The 15,525-nt window shown below is 64.6% G+C and carries 16 protein-coding genes; 6 read left to right on the top strand and 10 right to left on the bottom strand.

What is annotated here, in order from left to right:
- The first annotated feature begins 2 nt into the window (after positions 1-2).
- From RFM98_RS22390 to RFM98_RS22400, 3 genes are read left to right on the top strand one after another with little or no spacing between them, the layout of a single operon-like run.
- Positions 3-917, top strand: coding sequence for an ABC transporter permease subunit (locus RFM98_RS22390; protein WP_320216614.1), 915 nt, complete (start codon positions 3-5; stop codon positions 915-917).
- Between the two features lie 12 nt (positions 918-929).
- Positions 930-2,030 carry a sn-glycerol-3-phosphate ABC transporter ATP-binding protein UgpC gene (gene ugpC, locus RFM98_RS22395; RefSeq protein ID WP_320310869.1) on the top strand — a complete coding sequence of 367 codons (1,101 nt, stop codon included), beginning with the start codon at positions 930-932 and terminating at the stop codon, positions 2,028-2,030.
- A gap of 50 nt (positions 2,031-2,080) precedes the next feature.
- The gene (locus RFM98_RS22400) at positions 2,081-2,878 is read left to right on the top strand and encodes a phosphodiesterase (protein ID WP_320310870.1); all 798 of its coding nucleotides are present in this window, start codon (positions 2,081-2,083) and stop codon (positions 2,876-2,878) included.
- Between the two features lies 1 nt (position 2,879).
- On the opposite strand, the gene RFM98_RS22405 is transcribed toward RFM98_RS22400, so the two are convergent.
- From RFM98_RS22405 to RFM98_RS22425, 5 genes are all read right to left on the bottom strand, one after another.
- On the bottom strand, positions 2,880-3,278 hold the full coding sequence (locus RFM98_RS22405; protein WP_320310871.1) for a type II toxin-antitoxin system VapC family toxin: 399 nt from the start codon (positions 3,276-3,278) through the stop codon (positions 2,880-2,882).
- Positions 3,275-3,550: an AbrB/MazE/SpoVT family DNA-binding domain-containing protein gene (locus RFM98_RS22410; RefSeq protein WP_320216618.1), complete on the bottom strand. Its 276-nt coding sequence runs from the start codon at positions 3,548-3,550 to the stop codon at positions 3,275-3,277. The genes RFM98_RS22405 and RFM98_RS22410 overlap by 4 nt, the downstream gene beginning before the upstream one ends.
- 59 nt (positions 3,551-3,609) lie before the next feature.
- Positions 3,610-4,692: an ABC transporter ATP-binding protein gene (locus RFM98_RS22415; RefSeq protein WP_320310872.1), complete on the bottom strand. Its 1,083-nt coding sequence runs from the start codon at positions 4,690-4,692 to the stop codon at positions 3,610-3,612.
- Complete coding sequence (locus RFM98_RS22420; protein WP_320310873.1) at positions 4,689-6,215, bottom strand: ABC transporter permease; 1,527 nt, start codon at positions 6,213-6,215, stop codon at positions 4,689-4,691. Before RFM98_RS22420 ends, RFM98_RS22415 begins: the two co-directional genes overlap by 4 nt.
- A 208-nt stretch (positions 6,216-6,423) precedes the next feature.
- The gene (locus tag RFM98_RS22425; RefSeq protein ID WP_320310874.1) at positions 6,424-7,428 is read right to left on the bottom strand and encodes an iron ABC transporter substrate-binding protein; all 1,005 of its coding nucleotides are present in this window, start codon (positions 7,426-7,428) and stop codon (positions 6,424-6,426) included.
- Positions 7,429-7,632: 204 nt separating this feature from the next.
- On the opposite strand from RFM98_RS22425, the gene RFM98_RS22430 reads away from it, so the two are divergent.
- From RFM98_RS22430 to RFM98_RS22440, 3 genes are all read left to right on the top strand, one after another.
- Entirely contained in the window at positions 7,633-8,184 is a 552-nt protein-coding gene (locus RFM98_RS22430; RefSeq protein WP_320310875.1) for a sigma-70 family RNA polymerase sigma factor, read from the top strand.
- 1 nt (position 8,185) lies between these two features.
- Positions 8,186-8,824 carry an NrsF family protein gene (locus tag RFM98_RS22435; RefSeq protein WP_320310876.1) on the top strand — a complete coding sequence of 213 codons (639 nt, stop codon included), beginning with the start codon at positions 8,186-8,188 and terminating at the stop codon, positions 8,822-8,824.
- Positions 8,825-8,976: 152 nt separating this feature from the next.
- Positions 8,977-10,953 (top strand): PAS domain S-box protein, encoded by a 1,977-nt coding sequence (locus tag RFM98_RS22440; RefSeq protein ID WP_320310877.1) that lies wholly within the window; start codon positions 8,977-8,979, stop codon positions 10,951-10,953.
- Positions 10,954-10,971: 18 nt separating this feature from the next.
- Here the strand turns inward: RFM98_RS22440 and RFM98_RS22445 are convergent, their stop codons facing one another.
- The 5 genes from RFM98_RS22445 to RFM98_RS22465 all read right to left on the bottom strand — a co-directional run bounded on the left by RFM98_RS22445 (position 10,972) and on the right by RFM98_RS22465 (position 15,524).
- Positions 10,972-11,850 carry a 3-hydroxybutyryl-CoA dehydrogenase gene (locus tag RFM98_RS22445; RefSeq protein ID WP_224527472.1) on the bottom strand — a complete coding sequence of 293 codons (879 nt, stop codon included), beginning with the start codon at positions 11,848-11,850 and terminating at the stop codon, positions 10,972-10,974.
- Between the two features lie 200 nt (positions 11,851-12,050).
- Entirely contained in the window at positions 12,051-12,980 is a 930-nt protein-coding gene (locus tag RFM98_RS22450) for an electron transfer flavoprotein subunit alpha/FixB family protein (RefSeq protein WP_320310878.1), read from the bottom strand.
- A 219-nt stretch (positions 12,981-13,199) separates the two neighbouring features.
- Positions 13,200-13,949, bottom strand: coding sequence for an electron transfer flavoprotein subunit beta/FixA family protein (locus tag RFM98_RS22455; protein ID WP_320310879.1), 750 nt, complete (start codon positions 13,947-13,949; stop codon positions 13,200-13,202).
- A gap of 162 nt (positions 13,950-14,111) precedes the next feature.
- Complete coding sequence (locus tag RFM98_RS22460; protein ID WP_320310880.1) at positions 14,112-14,921, bottom strand: rhomboid family intramembrane serine protease; 810 nt, start codon at positions 14,919-14,921, stop codon at positions 14,112-14,114.
- Positions 14,922-14,942: 21 nt separating this feature from the next.
- On the bottom strand, positions 14,943-15,524 hold the full coding sequence (locus tag RFM98_RS22465; RefSeq protein ID WP_320310881.1) for a cob(I)yrinic acid a,c-diamide adenosyltransferase: 582 nt from the start codon (positions 15,522-15,524) through the stop codon (positions 14,943-14,945).
- Between the last annotated feature and the right edge of the window lies 1 nt (position 15,525).

Genomic DNA, 15,525 nt, shown 5'->3' on the forward strand with positions numbered 1-15,525 from the left:
CCATGGTCGAGCGCACCCCGATCCTCAACTTCCTCACGCATCTGATCCTGTTCGTCGGCTTTGTATTTTGCGTGGCGCCGTTCGCTATCGTGGCGATCGCGGCCTCGCACAATCTGAAGGACGTCAACGACGTGCCGATGTCGCTGCTGCCGGGCAGCGACTTCTGGGTCAACATCAAGACGGCGTGGACGACCGCCAATCTCGGACCGAAGCTGCTCAACAGCTTCATCATGGCGGCCGGCGTCGCCGCCGGCAAAGTCATCATCTCGGCGCTGACCGCCTTCTCGATCGTCTATTTCCGCTATCCCGGCCGCACTTTGATCTTCTGGCTGATCTTCATCACGCTGATGCTGCCGCTCGAAGTGCGCATCGTGCCGACCTATGCGGTCGTTGCCAACGTGCTGTCGCCCTATCAGGCTATCCTCGACGTGACGGGCATCAGCTGGCTGATCGAGAAGATATCGGGCGTACAGGTCCAGCTCAGCCTTGGGCTGCTCAATTCCTATACCGGCCTGATCATGCCGCTGATCGCCACCGCCACCGGCACCTTCCTCTACCGGCAGTTCTTCCTGACTGTGCCGGATGAGCTGACCGAAGCCGCCCGCATGGACGGCGCCGGCTCGCTGCGCTTCTTCATCGATATCCTGTTGCCGCTGTCGCGCAACAACATGGCGGCGCTCGGCACCATCATGTTCCTGTGGGCCTGGAACCAGTATCTTTGGCCGCTGTTGATCACCACGGACGCCAGCCACGCCACGGCGGTGACCGAGCTTAAGCAGCTCATCCCCAATGTCGGCGGAGCGCCGGAATGGCATATCGCCATGGCCGGAACGCTGATCGTCATGCTGCCGCCGCTGATCGTCGTGGTGCTGATGCAGCGCTGGTTCGTGCGCGGCCTGATCGCCACCGAGAAATAAGGAGACAAAGAAATGGCCTCCATCACCATTCGCGGCGTCAAGAAGAACTACGCCAAGACGCAGGTCGTGCATGGCGTCGACCTCGACTTCGCCTCGGGCGAGTTCGTCGTCATCCTCGGGCCGTCCGGTTGCGGCAAGTCCACGCTGCTGAGGATGATCGCGGGGCTGGAAGAGATTTCAGACGGCACGATCGCGATCGACAACACCGTGGTCAACAAGCTCGAGCCGCGCGAACGCGGCTGCGCCATGGTGTTCCAGAACTACGCGCTCTACCCGCATATGAGCGTTTCGCAGAATATCGGCTATTCGTTGAAGGTGGCGGGCGTTTCCTCGGCCGAGCGCACCCGGCGCATCCAGGCGGTGGCGCGCGTCCTGGAGTTGGAACACCTGCTCGACCGCAAGCCGATGGCGCTGTCCGGCGGCCAGCGCCAGCGCGTCGCGATGGGCCGCGCCATGATCCGCGAGCCGAAGGTGTTCCTCTTCGACGAGCCGCTCTCCAATCTCGACGCCAAGCTACGCGTCCAGATGCGCTCCGAGATCCGCAAGCTGCACCGGCGTCTCAGCGCCACCTCGGTCTTCGTCACGCATGATCAGGTCGAGGCGATGACGCTGGCCGACCGGCTGGTGGTGATGAATGGCGGCCGCGTCGAGCAGGTCGGCACGCCGGCGGAAGTCTACAGCCGGCCGGCAAGCCGCTTCGTGGCGACCTTCGTCGGCGCGCCGGCCATGAACATGCTCGAAGGCACCGTTACGCTCGACGGGCTGTCATTGCTCGGCGACAGCCGCAAGCTCAACGTGTCGCGCACGGGCCTTGCCGTGGGTTCGAAAGTGGCGGTCGGCATTCGGCCGGAGGCGGTGCGCATGGTGGCGCCGGGCACGTCGGGAGCGCTCGCGGCGACTGTCGACCTCATCGAGGAGTTGGGCGCCGGCCGCGTCATCTACGTCGATCTCGACGGCGCGCCGTTCTCCATCGTGACGTCGGAAAACGTCCACCCCGAACCGGGGAGCACGGTCGGCCTGCAGTTCGCCGAGGCGGACCTGCACTTCTTCTCCTCGGAGACAGGCGCCAGGCTCGACGTGTTCAAGGCTTCGGTGCCGGAGCCGGCGCTGTAAGGCGATCCTTGCACGGCTGACTTTACAAAATTCGACTGAGGGTTCGTGAGATGAAGATCATCCAGGTTACCGACGTCCATCTCGATCGTCGGCGCCAGATGCGTTATGGCGCGAACCTGAATGAGCGGCTCGATCGCTGCATAGACCATATCAATGCGCGGCACGGGGATGCAACGCTTTGCATCTTCACCGGCGACCTCGCAGATGACGGCGAAGCCGAGAGTTACGCCGATTTGAGATCGGCGCTCAACCGGCTCACCGTGCCTTACCGGCTGCTGCCTGGAAACCACGACCGGCGCGCCAATCTGATTGCCGCCTTCCCGGAAAACGGCACCGACGGCAACGGCTTCGTGCAGTCGGTTTTCGATACGCCGGAAGGGCGTCTGGTTTTCCTCGACAGCCTGGCGGAAGGCCGGGTCACCGGCGAGTTATGCGACAACCGGCTCGGCTGGCTCGATGCCAGGCTCGCCGAGGCGGCAGGCAAGGCGGCCTTTATCTTTCTGCACCATCCGCCGGTCGAGCTCGGGCTCACCCTGCTCGATCCGCTCGGCCTCGAACAGCCGCAGCGGCTCATCGATGTGCTGACCCGCCACGGCAACGTCCGCTACATCTTCTTCGGCCATGTCCACCGCGACATCGCCGGCACCGTCGCCGGCATTCCGTTCTCGGTGCAGCGCGGGCTTCATGCCCGCTTCATGCTCGACCTGGTCGGCGACGAGGTTGTCGAGCAGGCGCCGCCCGCCTATTCGATCATCCTGATCGATGGGCAGCGTGTCGTCATCCACAGCCACGATTTCCTGGAGCAATGGCCGTTGTGGTCGCCGGCGACGGGGCAGCGCGTGCGGTAGATCACTCGAGCAACAGTGTAGGCGTCCCCCGCCCTTCGACCAGCTTTACCGCTTTCCTATCGAAGGACACGAAGGTTTCGCCACCCAGCCACTGACCGTCGAACGCGATCACGCCATCGGCGAAATCTCCGCCGGCGTCGAGCACAGCCAGGCCCGCTTCGACCGTTGGGCGGTTGGCTACGACGTTGCGCATGTCGAGGATGCGGCGGATCGAGGCGGATATGTCGGGCCGCGCGACCCGGTAACTCCTATCCAGCACCCAAACAAACTCGCAGAGCGCCTGAACGCTGATCGCGACCAACTCGGCCCCTTCCAGGGTCTCGGCTGCTGTCCGTTGCTGCGTTGGGTCATCCCCGACGATAAGGCGCAACAGCACGTTCGTGTCGAGGCTGACCTTCACTTGCGCTCGATTCCGCGCATCCCGCCCGAAGCGCCGGCGTCGGCGATCGCATCGTTGATCTCCTCGATCGAAAGCCGTGCGCCGTTCGTCTTACCCTTGAGCATCCCGCTCAGCTCTTGCCAGGAACCCTTGCCCTGGTCGGCTTTCAGCTCCGCCCGCCCATTGGGCAGAAGATCAAGCCTGATCTTGTCACCGGGCTGGATGCCGAGGTGCTTGAGCACATCCTTCCGGAACGTGACCTGGCCCCGTGCTGTAACCGTCAATGTCGTCATGATGTGTGGCCTCCGAGCGCTAAAAATAATGCAGAACTACATTATTCTCAAGACGGAGATCAAGCAAAGACATGCGCCTTGCCGGTGACCGTGAGGCGCACGATCTCGCCGATCGCCGGCGCGTCCATGCCTGTCCTGCGCAGGATGAGCGGCGTGTTGCCGATCGCCGCCGCATCGGGCGGATCAGGGCTGTTGAGGAGCCGCACCGCGACGGTGCAGACCGAGCCTGCGAATTCGCAGTCCGTCACCTCGCCGAACAGCATGTCCGGCGTGCCCGACATGCCTTCGCGCGAGGTCCGCTTGAGCAGGACCTGCTCGGGCCGCAGCATGATGCGCGCGACATCGCGCCGTTCCTTTGTGTCGACGGCGACGCGGCCGAGCCGCGATTCGGCAAAGCCGTCCGCGATCCTGGCCGGCACGATGATGGCGTCGCCGAGGAACTCGGCGACCATCCTGTCCCTGGGTTGGAAATAGAGCTCGCGCGGCGTGCCGACCTGCGAGAACAGGCCGTCGCGCATCACCGCCACCTGGCTGGCGAAGGACAGCGCCTCGGCCTGGTCGTGCGTGACCAGGATGGTGGTGATGCCCGCCTCTTCCAGAAGCTCGGCAACGGCCTTGCGCATCGACGCGCGAAGGCCGGTGTCGAGGGCCGAGAAGGGCTCGTCGAGCAGCATCAGCCTGGGCTTCATCGCCATGGCGCGGGCAAGCGCGACGCGCTGCTGCTGGCCGCCGGAAAGCTCGTGCGGCCGGCGTTTCAGAACCGCCTTGTCCAACCCGACGATATAAGCGAGTTCGACGATATTCTCGGCTCGTCTGTCGGCATTCCGCGCGATGCCGAAACCAATATTGTCGGCGATGCTGAGATGCGGGAACAGGGCGCCGTCCTGGGCCACCACGCCGATGCCGCGGCGGTATGCCGGCACTGCGGCTCCGCCATTGGCGAGCACCTTGCCGTCGAGCGCGATGCGGCCGCGGTCCGGCGCCTCGAAGCCGGCGATCAGCCTGAGCAAGGTGGTCTTGCCGCAGCCGGAAGGGCCGACGATCGCGGTGCGGCTGCCGCTTTCGACCTCAAGGTCGACGCCGGCCAGCGCCGCCACCGGGCCGTAGTTTTTCGTGACGCCGCTGAGTTCGAGAAAGCTCATCGCCCGGCCATCCGCTTCGACTGGACGTAGAGCCACCAGGTCATCGGCAACGACATCGCCACCATGATCAGCGCATAAGGGGCGGCGGAGGCGTAGTCGATCTCGCCGCTATAGGACCAGAAGGCCATCGCCAGCGTGCGGGTGCCGTTGGGCGCCAGCATCTGGGTGGCGGTGAGCTCGTTGGTGATGCCGAGCGCCACCATCGCCATGCCGGCAGCGGCACCGGGCGCCGACAGGCGGATGGTCGTCGACCACAGCGCCTTGACCGGCGGCCGGCCGAGGCTGGAAGCGGCGCGTTCCAGCTCCACCGGCGCCTGCGCGATCGAGGCGCGCAGGCTTATGAGCGCGCGCGGCAGGAACATCAGCGCGTAACCGAACAGGATGGTGAACAGCGTCTGGTAGAGCGGCAGCGCGACGCGCACGGTGATGGTCACCAGCGCCAGCGCGATGACCACGCCCGGCAACGCGCCGACGATGTAATTGCAGCTCTCGAGCACGCGCTGCAGCCGTCCAGGCGCGCGGATCGAGATCCAGGCCATCGGCATGGCGGCAATTGTTGCAAGCACCGCGCCGGCGATAGCAAGGAACAGCGTCTGGCCGAGCGCCAAGCCGATCTCGTCCCAACGCCAGACATCGGTCCCGCCGGCGAGCAGCCAGCGGCCTACGGTGACGAATGGCACACCGAGCGACAGCAGCGCGACGCCCGCCGGCAAAAGCAGGCAGGGCAGCGCAGCGCGGCCAAGCCGGGTGCGCTGCTGCTTGCGCGCGGCGCCGGAACCGACGCGGGCATAGCGCTCCTCGCCGCGTATCGTCACCTCCAGAGCGAGCAGGAAAAGGCAGCAGACCACCAGCACTGCGCCCAGCATGTTGGCCGCCGGGCCGTTGAAGGTCGACTGGAATTGATCGACGATCGCCGTGGTGAAAGTGTCGAAGCGGATGAAGACATAGAGGCCGTATTCGGCCAGCAGATGCAGGCCGACCAGCAGCGAGCCGCCGCAGATGGCGAGCCTGAGCTGCGGCAGCACGACGCGCGCGAAAACCCGCCACGGGCCAAGACCGAGTGCCGCCGCGGCATCCTCCAGTGCGGGGTCGAGGCGGCGCAACGCGGCGGCGATCGGCAGATAGAGGAACGGGAAATAGGCGACGACGGAGACAAGCACGCCGGCCCAGAGCCCGTGCAGGCCTGGGACAAAGCTGATCCAGGCATAGCTGTGCACGAAAGCGGGGATGGCGAGCGGCGCGACCGACAGCCAAGACCACAGCCGATTGCCCGGCAGGTCGCTGCGCTCGGTCAACCAGGCCAGCGCCACCGATAGCGCGATGGCGATCGGCACGGTGACGATGACGAGGAGTCCGGTGTTGACCAGCAGTTCGCCGACGCGCGGTCGGATGATCAGCGCCACCACAGTATCCCAGCCGGTCTGGATCGCGATCCAGACGATGAAGGCGAGCGGCAGCAGCGAGATCAGGGAGATCAGAGCCGCGGCGAGCGTGATCCACGACGTGGACCGGCGCTTCTTCATCCCGGCCGCCGGCAGCCCAGGACGCGTAAGGTGGATCGCGGACGCCATCAGCCGGAATAGGCCGCCTGGAAGCGACGTGATGAACCGCGGACGCGGCCGCAAACGCAGATGATCGTCATCGACGAGGCCATCTCCAAAATAAAAGCGCTCCCACGGAAGCGAATTCCCGCGGGAGCACGGTCGTTTGCCCTTTTAGGACGAACGCGAACTAAAGCAAGCCGGCTTGCGTCATCAGGTCGATGACCTTCTTGGAATTCAGCGTTGCCGGGTCGACCTTCGGCGCCTGAAGGTCGGCCAGCGGCACCAGCTTCGGATTGGATTCGGCACCCTTGCCGACCGCATATTCATACGATGTGCCGGTCTTCAGCACGTCCTGGCCGCCCTTGCCGGTCACCCACTTCAGGAAGGCCTGGGCTTCCTTCGGATGCTTGCTGGAAGCCAGCACGCCGCCACCGGAAACGGATATGAAAGCGCCCGGATCCTGGTTCTTGAAATAGTGCTGCCCGATATTCTTGCTGTTCTCGCCGGTCTTGGCCTGATCGCCGACATAGTAATAGTGGTAGATCACGCCACCGTCGATCTCGCCGGCATTGACCGCCTTCATCACCGTGCTGTTGCCCTTGTAGGCGGTAAAATTCTCCTTCATCGCCTTCAGCCAGTCGGCGGTGGCGGCTTCGCCCTTGAGCTGCAGCAGGGCGCTGACAATGGCCTGGAAGTCGGCGCCGGACGGCGAGGCGGCCCAGCGGCCCTTCCAGCTCGGATCGGCAAGATCGAGCAGCGACTTGGGCAACTGGTCGTCCTTAAGCTTGTCCTTGTTGTAGGCAAAGACGGTGCTGCGGGCGGCGACGCCGACCCACTTGCCGCTCGACGGTTGGTATTCCTGCGGAACCTGGGCCAGCGTATCGGCGTCGACCGGGGCGAACAGGCCGGCCGCCTCGACGAGCGCCATGGCCGGCGAGTTCTCGGTCAGGAACACGTCGGCCGGCGAGGCCGCGCCCTCTGCCACGATCTGGTTGGAGAAATCGCTGTCGCCGCCATTGCGCAGCGTGACCCTGATGCCGGTTTCCTTGGTGAACCCCTTCGCCCATTCCTTGGCGAGGCTCTCGTGCTGGGCATTGTAGACGACGATGCCTTTATCCTCGGCCATGGCCGGGCCGGCGATCAGGCCGAGCGCCAGCGCGGCGCCGGCGAGCGTGGAAAGGGCAATCTTCATGGGTATCGTCCTCAAATCTGAGACAGGGGCTTGGGCACAGCTGTCACCTAGCAATACCTGATTATCATAGTCAACATTGTCACCTGCTTCAATCGGTCGCCGCGCCGCAAACTTTCGTGATTTTGCGGTAGTTTGGCTTGGACATTATTTCGTCGGCCACGTAACAAACCAGGGCCGAGACGCGAACATCGGGGGTAAACTCTTGTGACCGGCAAGGACGAGGCAGAGCTCTCCCGGCTGCTCAAGGCCGCGATCGCGGGAGACGAAAGGGCTTATGCCGACTTTCTGCACCGGATAGCCGCCGTCGTTCGCGGCTTTGTCCGGCGCAAGATCGTTCAGGGCGGGGTCGACCCCGAGGATGTCGTGCAGGAAACCTTGCTGGCCATTCATGTGAAACGTCACACCTGGCGGCCGGACGCGCCGGTGTTGCCCTGGGTCTATGCGATTGCCCGCTTCAAGCTGATCGACGCGTTTCGTCGGCGCGGGCGGCGCATCGAGGTCGAGATCGACGAGATCGCCGAGACCTTCGCCGAGCCAGAGGCGGAAACGGTCAGCGATCGCGACATCAATCGGGCGCTCGACGGCCTGCCGCCGGCGCAGCGCTCGGTGGTCTCCTCGATCTCGGTCGATGGCCATTCGATCGGCGAGACGGCGACCAAGCTCGGCATCAGCGAGACGGCGGTGCGCGTGTCGCTGCATCGCGGGCTCGCCGCGATCGCCAAGCGATTCGGACAAGAGCGATTCGGACGACAGTGAAATGAGGACCGAGGATCTCATCAAGGCGCTCGACGCCGATGCCCGCGACAAGGCGATGCCGCTTGGCCGGGCCTGGTGGCTGGCCGTCGGCGTGGCCGTGGCGATCGCGGCAGCGGTTTTCTTTGCCACCATCGGACCGCGTCCCGACATCATGCCGGCCATGCACACGATGCGCTTCATGTCGAAATTCGTGTTCACGCTGGTGCTTGCGGCCAGCGCCTTCGCGCTGATCCGCGCGCTGTCGATGCCGGGTGCTTCGACCAGGCGGGCGATGGCCTGGATGGTCGCAGCACCCGCGCTGGTCGTGCTGGCGGTCGTGCTGGAGCTTTTTGTCGTGCCCGGGGCCGATTGGGGCACGCGGCTCGTCGGCTCGAACATGATGATCTGCATGAGCTTCATCCCGCTGATCGGCATCGGCCCGCTGGCGATCTTCCTCGGCATGCTGCGTTACGGCGCGCCGACGCGGCCGGTGTTTGCCGGCGCGGTCGCCGGCCTGCTTGCGGGTGGGCTCGCGGCAACCTTCTATGCCGCGCATTGCTTCGACGATTCGCCGCTCTTCGTCGCCACCTGGTATACGATCGCGATCGCCTTCCTCACGCTGCTCGGGGCCATCGGCGGGCGGCTTTTCGTGCGCTGGTAGCCACCGGAGCGATTTTCGAAACAGTCCCTTAATCATGCCGGCAATTGTTTGCCGGTTAGCGGACTGATCGCTGCCGTCCATGCAAGCATTCCTTAAAATCGATCCGCCAGGGTTGTGGCAACGTGCAGTTGCATATTGGGTGGGATCGCATCGTGGCGTGGTTGAACTGGAAAGGGCTTCGTGCCGACAGGCACGCTGCGCAAGGTCTGCTGGCGGTCGGCCTGGTTGCCGCCGTCTTATCGATCCTGCTGCCGCGGCTTGAGCTTGGCGCCGACGCGCTGAAGCTCTGCCTGCAGATATCCGTCGCCATCACGGCCGCGACGCTGTTTTTGTCGGCGCTGTTCATTCACCGCATCGCCGACGACCGCCGGCAGATCGCCGAGAGCGAGCAGCGCTTCCGCCGCGCCATGGAGGATTCGGCGATCGGCGTCGCCATTGTCGGGCTCGACGCGCGCATCCAGCAAGCCAACCCTTCCTTCGCCGCCATGCTGGGCTACGGCCGCGCCGAGATCGAGGCACTGACTTTCCCGCAGATCACGCATCCGGATGATCTGCTGATCGGCTCCGAGACGATGCAGGGCGTGGGGGAAGGCAGGATCAGTTCCTATCATTTCGAAAAGCGCTATCTCAGGAAAGACGGGACCCCGGTCTGGGCACAGCTCGCTGGCTCGGTCATCCGCGACGAGGATACCGGCAAGCCGCTTTATCTGGTGTCGCAGATCGAGGACATCGATGCTCGCAAGCAGGCCGAGGCGCGCATCGCCGAGGCCGAGACCCAGTGGAATTTCGCGCTCACCAGCGCCGGGCAGGGCGTCTGGAGCCTCGATATGCGCAAGGGCGGCACGACCTATTCCGAAACCTGGGTGAAGATACTGGGCTATGCCGATGGCGAGCTCGACGGCGACCCCGTCCGCTGGCTGACCATGATCCATCCCGACGATCAGGGACGCGTCGCCGAGGCGGATCGCGCGCATCTTGCCGGCGAGACGCCCTTTTTCGAGGCCGAGTTCCGGATGCGGCACAAGGACGGTCACTGGGTCTGGATCCTCGACCGCGGCAAGACGATCGAGCGTGACGCGGAGGGCCGGCTGATACGGGCCATCGGCAGCCTGACCGATATCACCGAGCGCAAGGAGGCCGAGGCGCGGCTGATGGTTTCGGCGGCAATGCTGGCCGATGAAAAGGAGCGCCTCAGGGTGACGCTGCAGTCGATCGGCGACGCGGTGATCTGTACCGACGCCGCCAACCGCATCACCTTCATGAATCCGGTCGCGGAAAAGCTTACAGGTATTGAAGTCGGTGAGGCTCTGGGAAAGGTGCTCGGCCATGTCTATTGGGCGGTCGACGAGGAAAGCGGACAGAGAATCGGCTTGACGCGCCCTTCGGCGAGCGAGCGGCCGCATTGCGACCAAAACACCCGCGCGGTCCTCGTCCGGCGCGACGATACGCGCTGCAGCATCCGCCAGGTGGTGTCGCCGATCATGAACGACCGCGACGAGTTCTGCGGCCTGGTCATCGTCTTCCAGGATTTCACCGACGCGCGCGCCCTGCAGCGCCAACTGGCCTACGCCGCCGCCCATGATGCGCTGACCGGGCTCGCCAACCGCTCGAGGTTCATCCGCATCATGGAGGACCTGGTCGACCAATGCCGCCTCAATGGCGGCGAGCATCAGTTCATGTTCGTCGACCTCGACCACTTCAAGGTGGTCAACGACACCGGCGGCCATGCCGCGGGCGATGCGCTGCTCAAGCAGGTGGCCGATAGCCTACGCAATGTGCTCGGTCCGGAAGACATCGTCGCGCGGCTCGGCGGCGACGAGTTCGCCGTTATCCTCAAATCGGGCGCCGCGGCGCGCGGGCCGATCGCGGCGCGCTCGATCATCGATGCCATCCGCAATCTCAATTTCAGCTGGGACGGGCGCCCGCATTCGATCGGCGCTAGCATCGGCCTTGCGCCGATCCGCGCCGGTTGCGGCGAAGTGGACGAGATCATCGCCCGCGCGGACGCCGCCTGCTATGCCGCCAAGGCGGCGGGCCGAGGCTGCGTTTCCGCCGCGCCCGGCGAAGTTTCGCCCGACGAAGTTTCGAAAGGCGGTGCGACGCCTCTGCCGCTCGCCGCGGCCTCGTAGGCGTTCAGCCGGAGAAGATCAGCGCGTCGGCACCGGATGGTCGCCGCGATAGTCGTAGAAGCCGCGGCCGGTCTTGCGGCCGAGCCAGCCGGCTTCGACATATTTCACCAGCAGCGGGCAGGGGCGGTATTTCGAATCCGACAGGCCCTCATGCAGCACCTGCATGATCGACAGACAGGTGTCGAGGCCGATGAAGTCGGCGAGCTGCAGCGGTCCCATCGGATGGTTGGCGCCGAGCCGCATGGCAGTGTCGATGGCATCGACCGTGCCGACGCCTTCGTAGAGCGTGTAGATCGCCTCGTTGATCATCGGCAGCAGGATGCGGTTGACGATGAAGGCCGGAAAGTCCTCCGAGACGGTGATCGTCTTGTCGAGGTGCTTCACATAGCTCTTGGCCGCCTCGAAGGTTTGGTCCTCGGTGGCGATGCCGCGCACCAGTTCGACCAGCTTCATCACCGGCACCGGGTTCATGAAATGTATGCCGATGAAGCGTTCCGGACGGTCGGTCTGGGCGGCGAGCCGGGTGATCGAAATCGACGAAGTGTTGGTCGCCAGGATCGCTTCCGGATTGAGCTGCGGGCAAAGCTGCGCATAGATCTTGCGCTTGACCGTCTCGTCCTCGGTGGCCGCTTCGATCACCAGGTCGGCGGCGGCGAGATCGGCCATGGCCGGAGCGGCGGAGATGCGCGCCATCGCTTCGTTGCGCGCCTTTTCCTCAAGCTTGCCGGAGCCCACCTGGCGGGCCATGTTGCCGCTGATGGTGGCGATGCCCTTCTCGATCCGATCGGGCGACACGTCGTGGATCAGGACCTTGTAGCCGCCCAACGCCGAGACATGGGCAATACCGCCACCCATCTGACCCGCGCCGACAATGCCGATCGTCTCGATCTTGCTCATTACCCCGATCCCGTCTGGAACATTTCCGCTTCTTTCGAAGCGGGAAAGTGCTCCTGTTTGTTTATTTCCCGCAATCCGGATGCAAAACTGCCGGATAGCTTTCGAGCCTTGATGGCCCGCTTTTTGTGCAGTGCAAACTAAAAGGGCGGGGCGACTTCGTCTACCCCACCCTTTGGATTTTAATGCCAGAACCGGCGGCGTCAAAGCGCCTTTTGCAGCTCCGGCAAGATGACGAAGAGATCGCCGACGAGGCCGTAATCGGCAACCTGGAAGATCGGCGCTTCCTCGTCCTTGTTGATGGCGACGATGACCTTTGAATCCTTCATGCCGGCCAGGTGCTGGATGGCGCCGGAGATGCCGACGGCGATGTAGAGGTCGGGCGCGACCACCTTGCCGGTCTGGCCGACCTGCCAGTCGTTCGGCGCGTAGCCGGCGTCGACCGCGGCGCGAGAGGCGCCCACCGCGGCGCCGAGCTTGTCGGCGACCGGCAGGATGACCTCCTGGAACTTCTCCGAGGAGCCAAGCGCGCGACCACCGGAGATGATGATCTTAGCCGAGGTCAGCTCTGGCCGGTCGTTCTCGGAGAGCTTGTTCTCGACGAAGGACGAGAGGCCCGGATTGGCGGCGGCATTGGCCGTTTCGACCGAGGCCGAGCCGCCTTCAGGTGCTGCCTGGAAGGAAGCGGTGCGCACCGTGACGACCTTCTTGGCGTCGCTCGACTGCACGGTCTGGATGGCGTTGCCGGCATAGATCGGCCGCTTGAACGTGTCGGGCGAAACGACCTCGATGATCTCGGAAACCTGGGCGACATCGAGCAGCGCGGCGACGCGTGGCGCGACGTTCTTGCCCGACGAGGTGGCCGGCGCCACGATCGTGTCGTAGGAGCCGGCGAGCGAGACGACCAGCGCCGCCATCGGCTCGGCCAGGCGTTCGGAAAGCTCGTCGGCTTCGGCGAGCAGCACTTTACGAACACCTTTCAACTTGGCGGCGGCGTCGGCCGCGCCCTTGGCGCCCTTGCCGGCGACCAGCACATCGACGTCGGAGCCGATCTGGAGAGCGGCCGACAGCGCCTTGGCCGTCTGGTCGGAAAGGCTTGCATTGTCGTGTTCGGCGATGAGGAGAATTGCCATTGTTTTATCCCTGACTTTCGTCTTCGAGGCTCCCTGAATCCGGTCAGGCTGAGCCGAAAACGGTTGGTTTCGAGAACCGGCCTACGCCGGCCGTAGCCTTCATAGGGCGGAGACACTTACGAGCTTCGGCCGGCGAAGGCCGGAGCGGAGCGTACATCCGTACGTGAGCACCGGAAGCGCAGAAGCCAGCCGTTTGCAGGCCGGCCTCATCGGATTTCCTTAGAGCACGCCGGCTTCGTTCTTGAGCTTCTCGACCAGCTCGGCGACCGACTTCACCTTGACGCCGGCCTTGCGGCCGCCCGGCTCCTCGGTCTTGATCACCTTCAGCCGCGGCTTGACGTCGGCGCCGTAGTCGGCCGGGCTCTTCTCGTCGAGCGGCTTCTTCTTGGCCTTCATGATGTTGGGCAGCGAGGCATAGCGCGGCTGGTTGAGGCGGAGGTCGGCGGTTACGATCGCCGGCATCTTCAGCTCGACCGTCTGCAGGCCGCCGTCGACTTCGCGCGTCACCTTGGCATGATCGCCTTCGAGCACGATCTTGGAGGCAAAGGTGCCCTGCGCCCAGCCCAGAAGTGCTGCCAGCATCTGGCCGGTCTGGTTCGAATCGTCGTCGATCGCCTGCTTGCCGAGGATGACGAGGCCGGGCTTCTCCGCCTCGACCACACCCTTCAGCACCTTGGCGACGCCCAGCGGCTCGGTCTGCTCGTCGGTCTTGACCAGGATGGCGCGGTCGGCGCCCATGGCGAGCGCGGTGCGCAGCGTCTCCTGCGCCTGCTGCGGACCGACCGAAACGACGATGATTTCTTCCGCCTTGCCGGCTTCCTTGATGCGGATCGCTTCCTCGACCGCGATCTCGTCGAACGGGTTCATCGCCATCTTGACGTTGGCAAGCTCGACGCCCAGTCCGTCGGCCTTCACCCGAACCTTGACGTTGGCATCCACAACCCGCTTCACGGGCACAAGGATTTTCATTTTACTGTCACCTCTCCTGAGATAGTCGGGGCGCTATAGCAGCGTGCGCCCTGCCAGAGTTGTCGAAAGCCGACATTACGGACGGAATATCCGCCCAGCGGTGCCGTTTCCGTAGTGGCGGCAAATCGGCGCGTCAATATCCCACGACGCACCCAAATCGGTTCAGTCCCGGGGCGTCGCCGCTCCACGGCCCCATTGCGACGCCGGCTGCGCCGGACCGCCATCATTTGCGGCCGGCTCGACGGGAACAGGCGGCTGCTGGACTTTCGGCGTCGGGTCCGGCTCGCCGTCGGCGCCGGCCAGCAGCGGCACGCCGCGGCTGCGCAGCACCAACACCAGGATCGATCCGGCGATGATGCCGCCGATATGGCAGGCCCAGGAGATCTGGTCCTCGCCGCCGGCGGCAAACATCACGACCTGGAACAGGATCCACAGGATCAGCGGGATGAAGGCCGGGATGCGCAACGGAATGCGGGCAAAGGCCAGGACCCAGACTTTCACGCGAGGATAGAGGATCAGATAGGCGGCGACGACGCCGGCAATGGCGCCCGAGGCGCCGATCAGCGGCACCTGCGAATCCCAGCCCACCAACCCCTGGAAGAAGGCGCCGGCGACGGCGCAAAGCAGGTAGAAGATCAGGTAGCGGATATGGCCGAGCGCATCCTCGACATTGTCGCCGAACACCCAGAGAAACAGCATGTTGCCGCCGAGATGGAAAATATCGGCATGCAGGAAGGAATAGGTGAGATAGCTGAGGCTTTCGGGGATGATGACGAATTCGGGCGACAGCTCGACCTTGTCGTGAACCACCGACGGGATGAAGCCGAGACCGAGAACCGCGGCATTGGTGAAGTTTTCACCGCCAAGCGTAGTCGCCAGATAGACCAGCGCATTCAGCACGATCAGGCCGATCGTCACATATTGCAGGCGGATGTGGCGCAGCCTGTTGGTGTCATAAAGCGGGATGAACATCGGACCCTCCCGCCTCCGAATTCAGCGGTTCTTGCCGGGGACCCATAGCACGTCGGCCTTTCCATTGTCATTGACCGCGCGGGCGGCGACGAACAGGAAATCCGAGACGCGGTTGATGTATTTGAGCGCCTCGCTGTTGACGTGTTCGGCCGGATCCTGCGCCAGCGCCACCATGATGCGCTCGGCGCGCCGCGCCACGGTGCGCGCCAGATGGAGCGCGGCCGCCGCCGGCGTGCCGCCGTTCAGCACGAAGGATTTCAGCGGTTGCAGCTCCTTGTTGACGAGATCGATGTCCTGTTCGACGCGGCCGGTCTGTGCGGCGACGATGCGCAGCGGCTCATATTCCAGCGGCCTGCCGTCGTCCGGCACGGCGAGGTCAGCTCCCAGATCGAACAGATCGTTCTGGATGCGCGACAGCATGGCGTCGATCGCGGGATGCTCGGCGGCGGTGTGGATGCGGGCCATGCCGATGCAGGCATTGGCCTCGTCGACGGTGCCATAGGCATCGACGCGCAGATCGGATTTCAGCCGCCGCTCGCCGGTGCCGAGCCCTGTCGTGCCGTCGTCGCCGGTGCGGGTGTAGATCTTGTTGAGCTTGACCACG

Source organism: Mesorhizobium australafricanum (assembly GCF_033977265.1).
GTDB classification, from domain to species: domain Bacteria; phylum Pseudomonadota; class Alphaproteobacteria; order Rhizobiales; family Rhizobiaceae; genus Mesorhizobium; species Mesorhizobium australafricanum.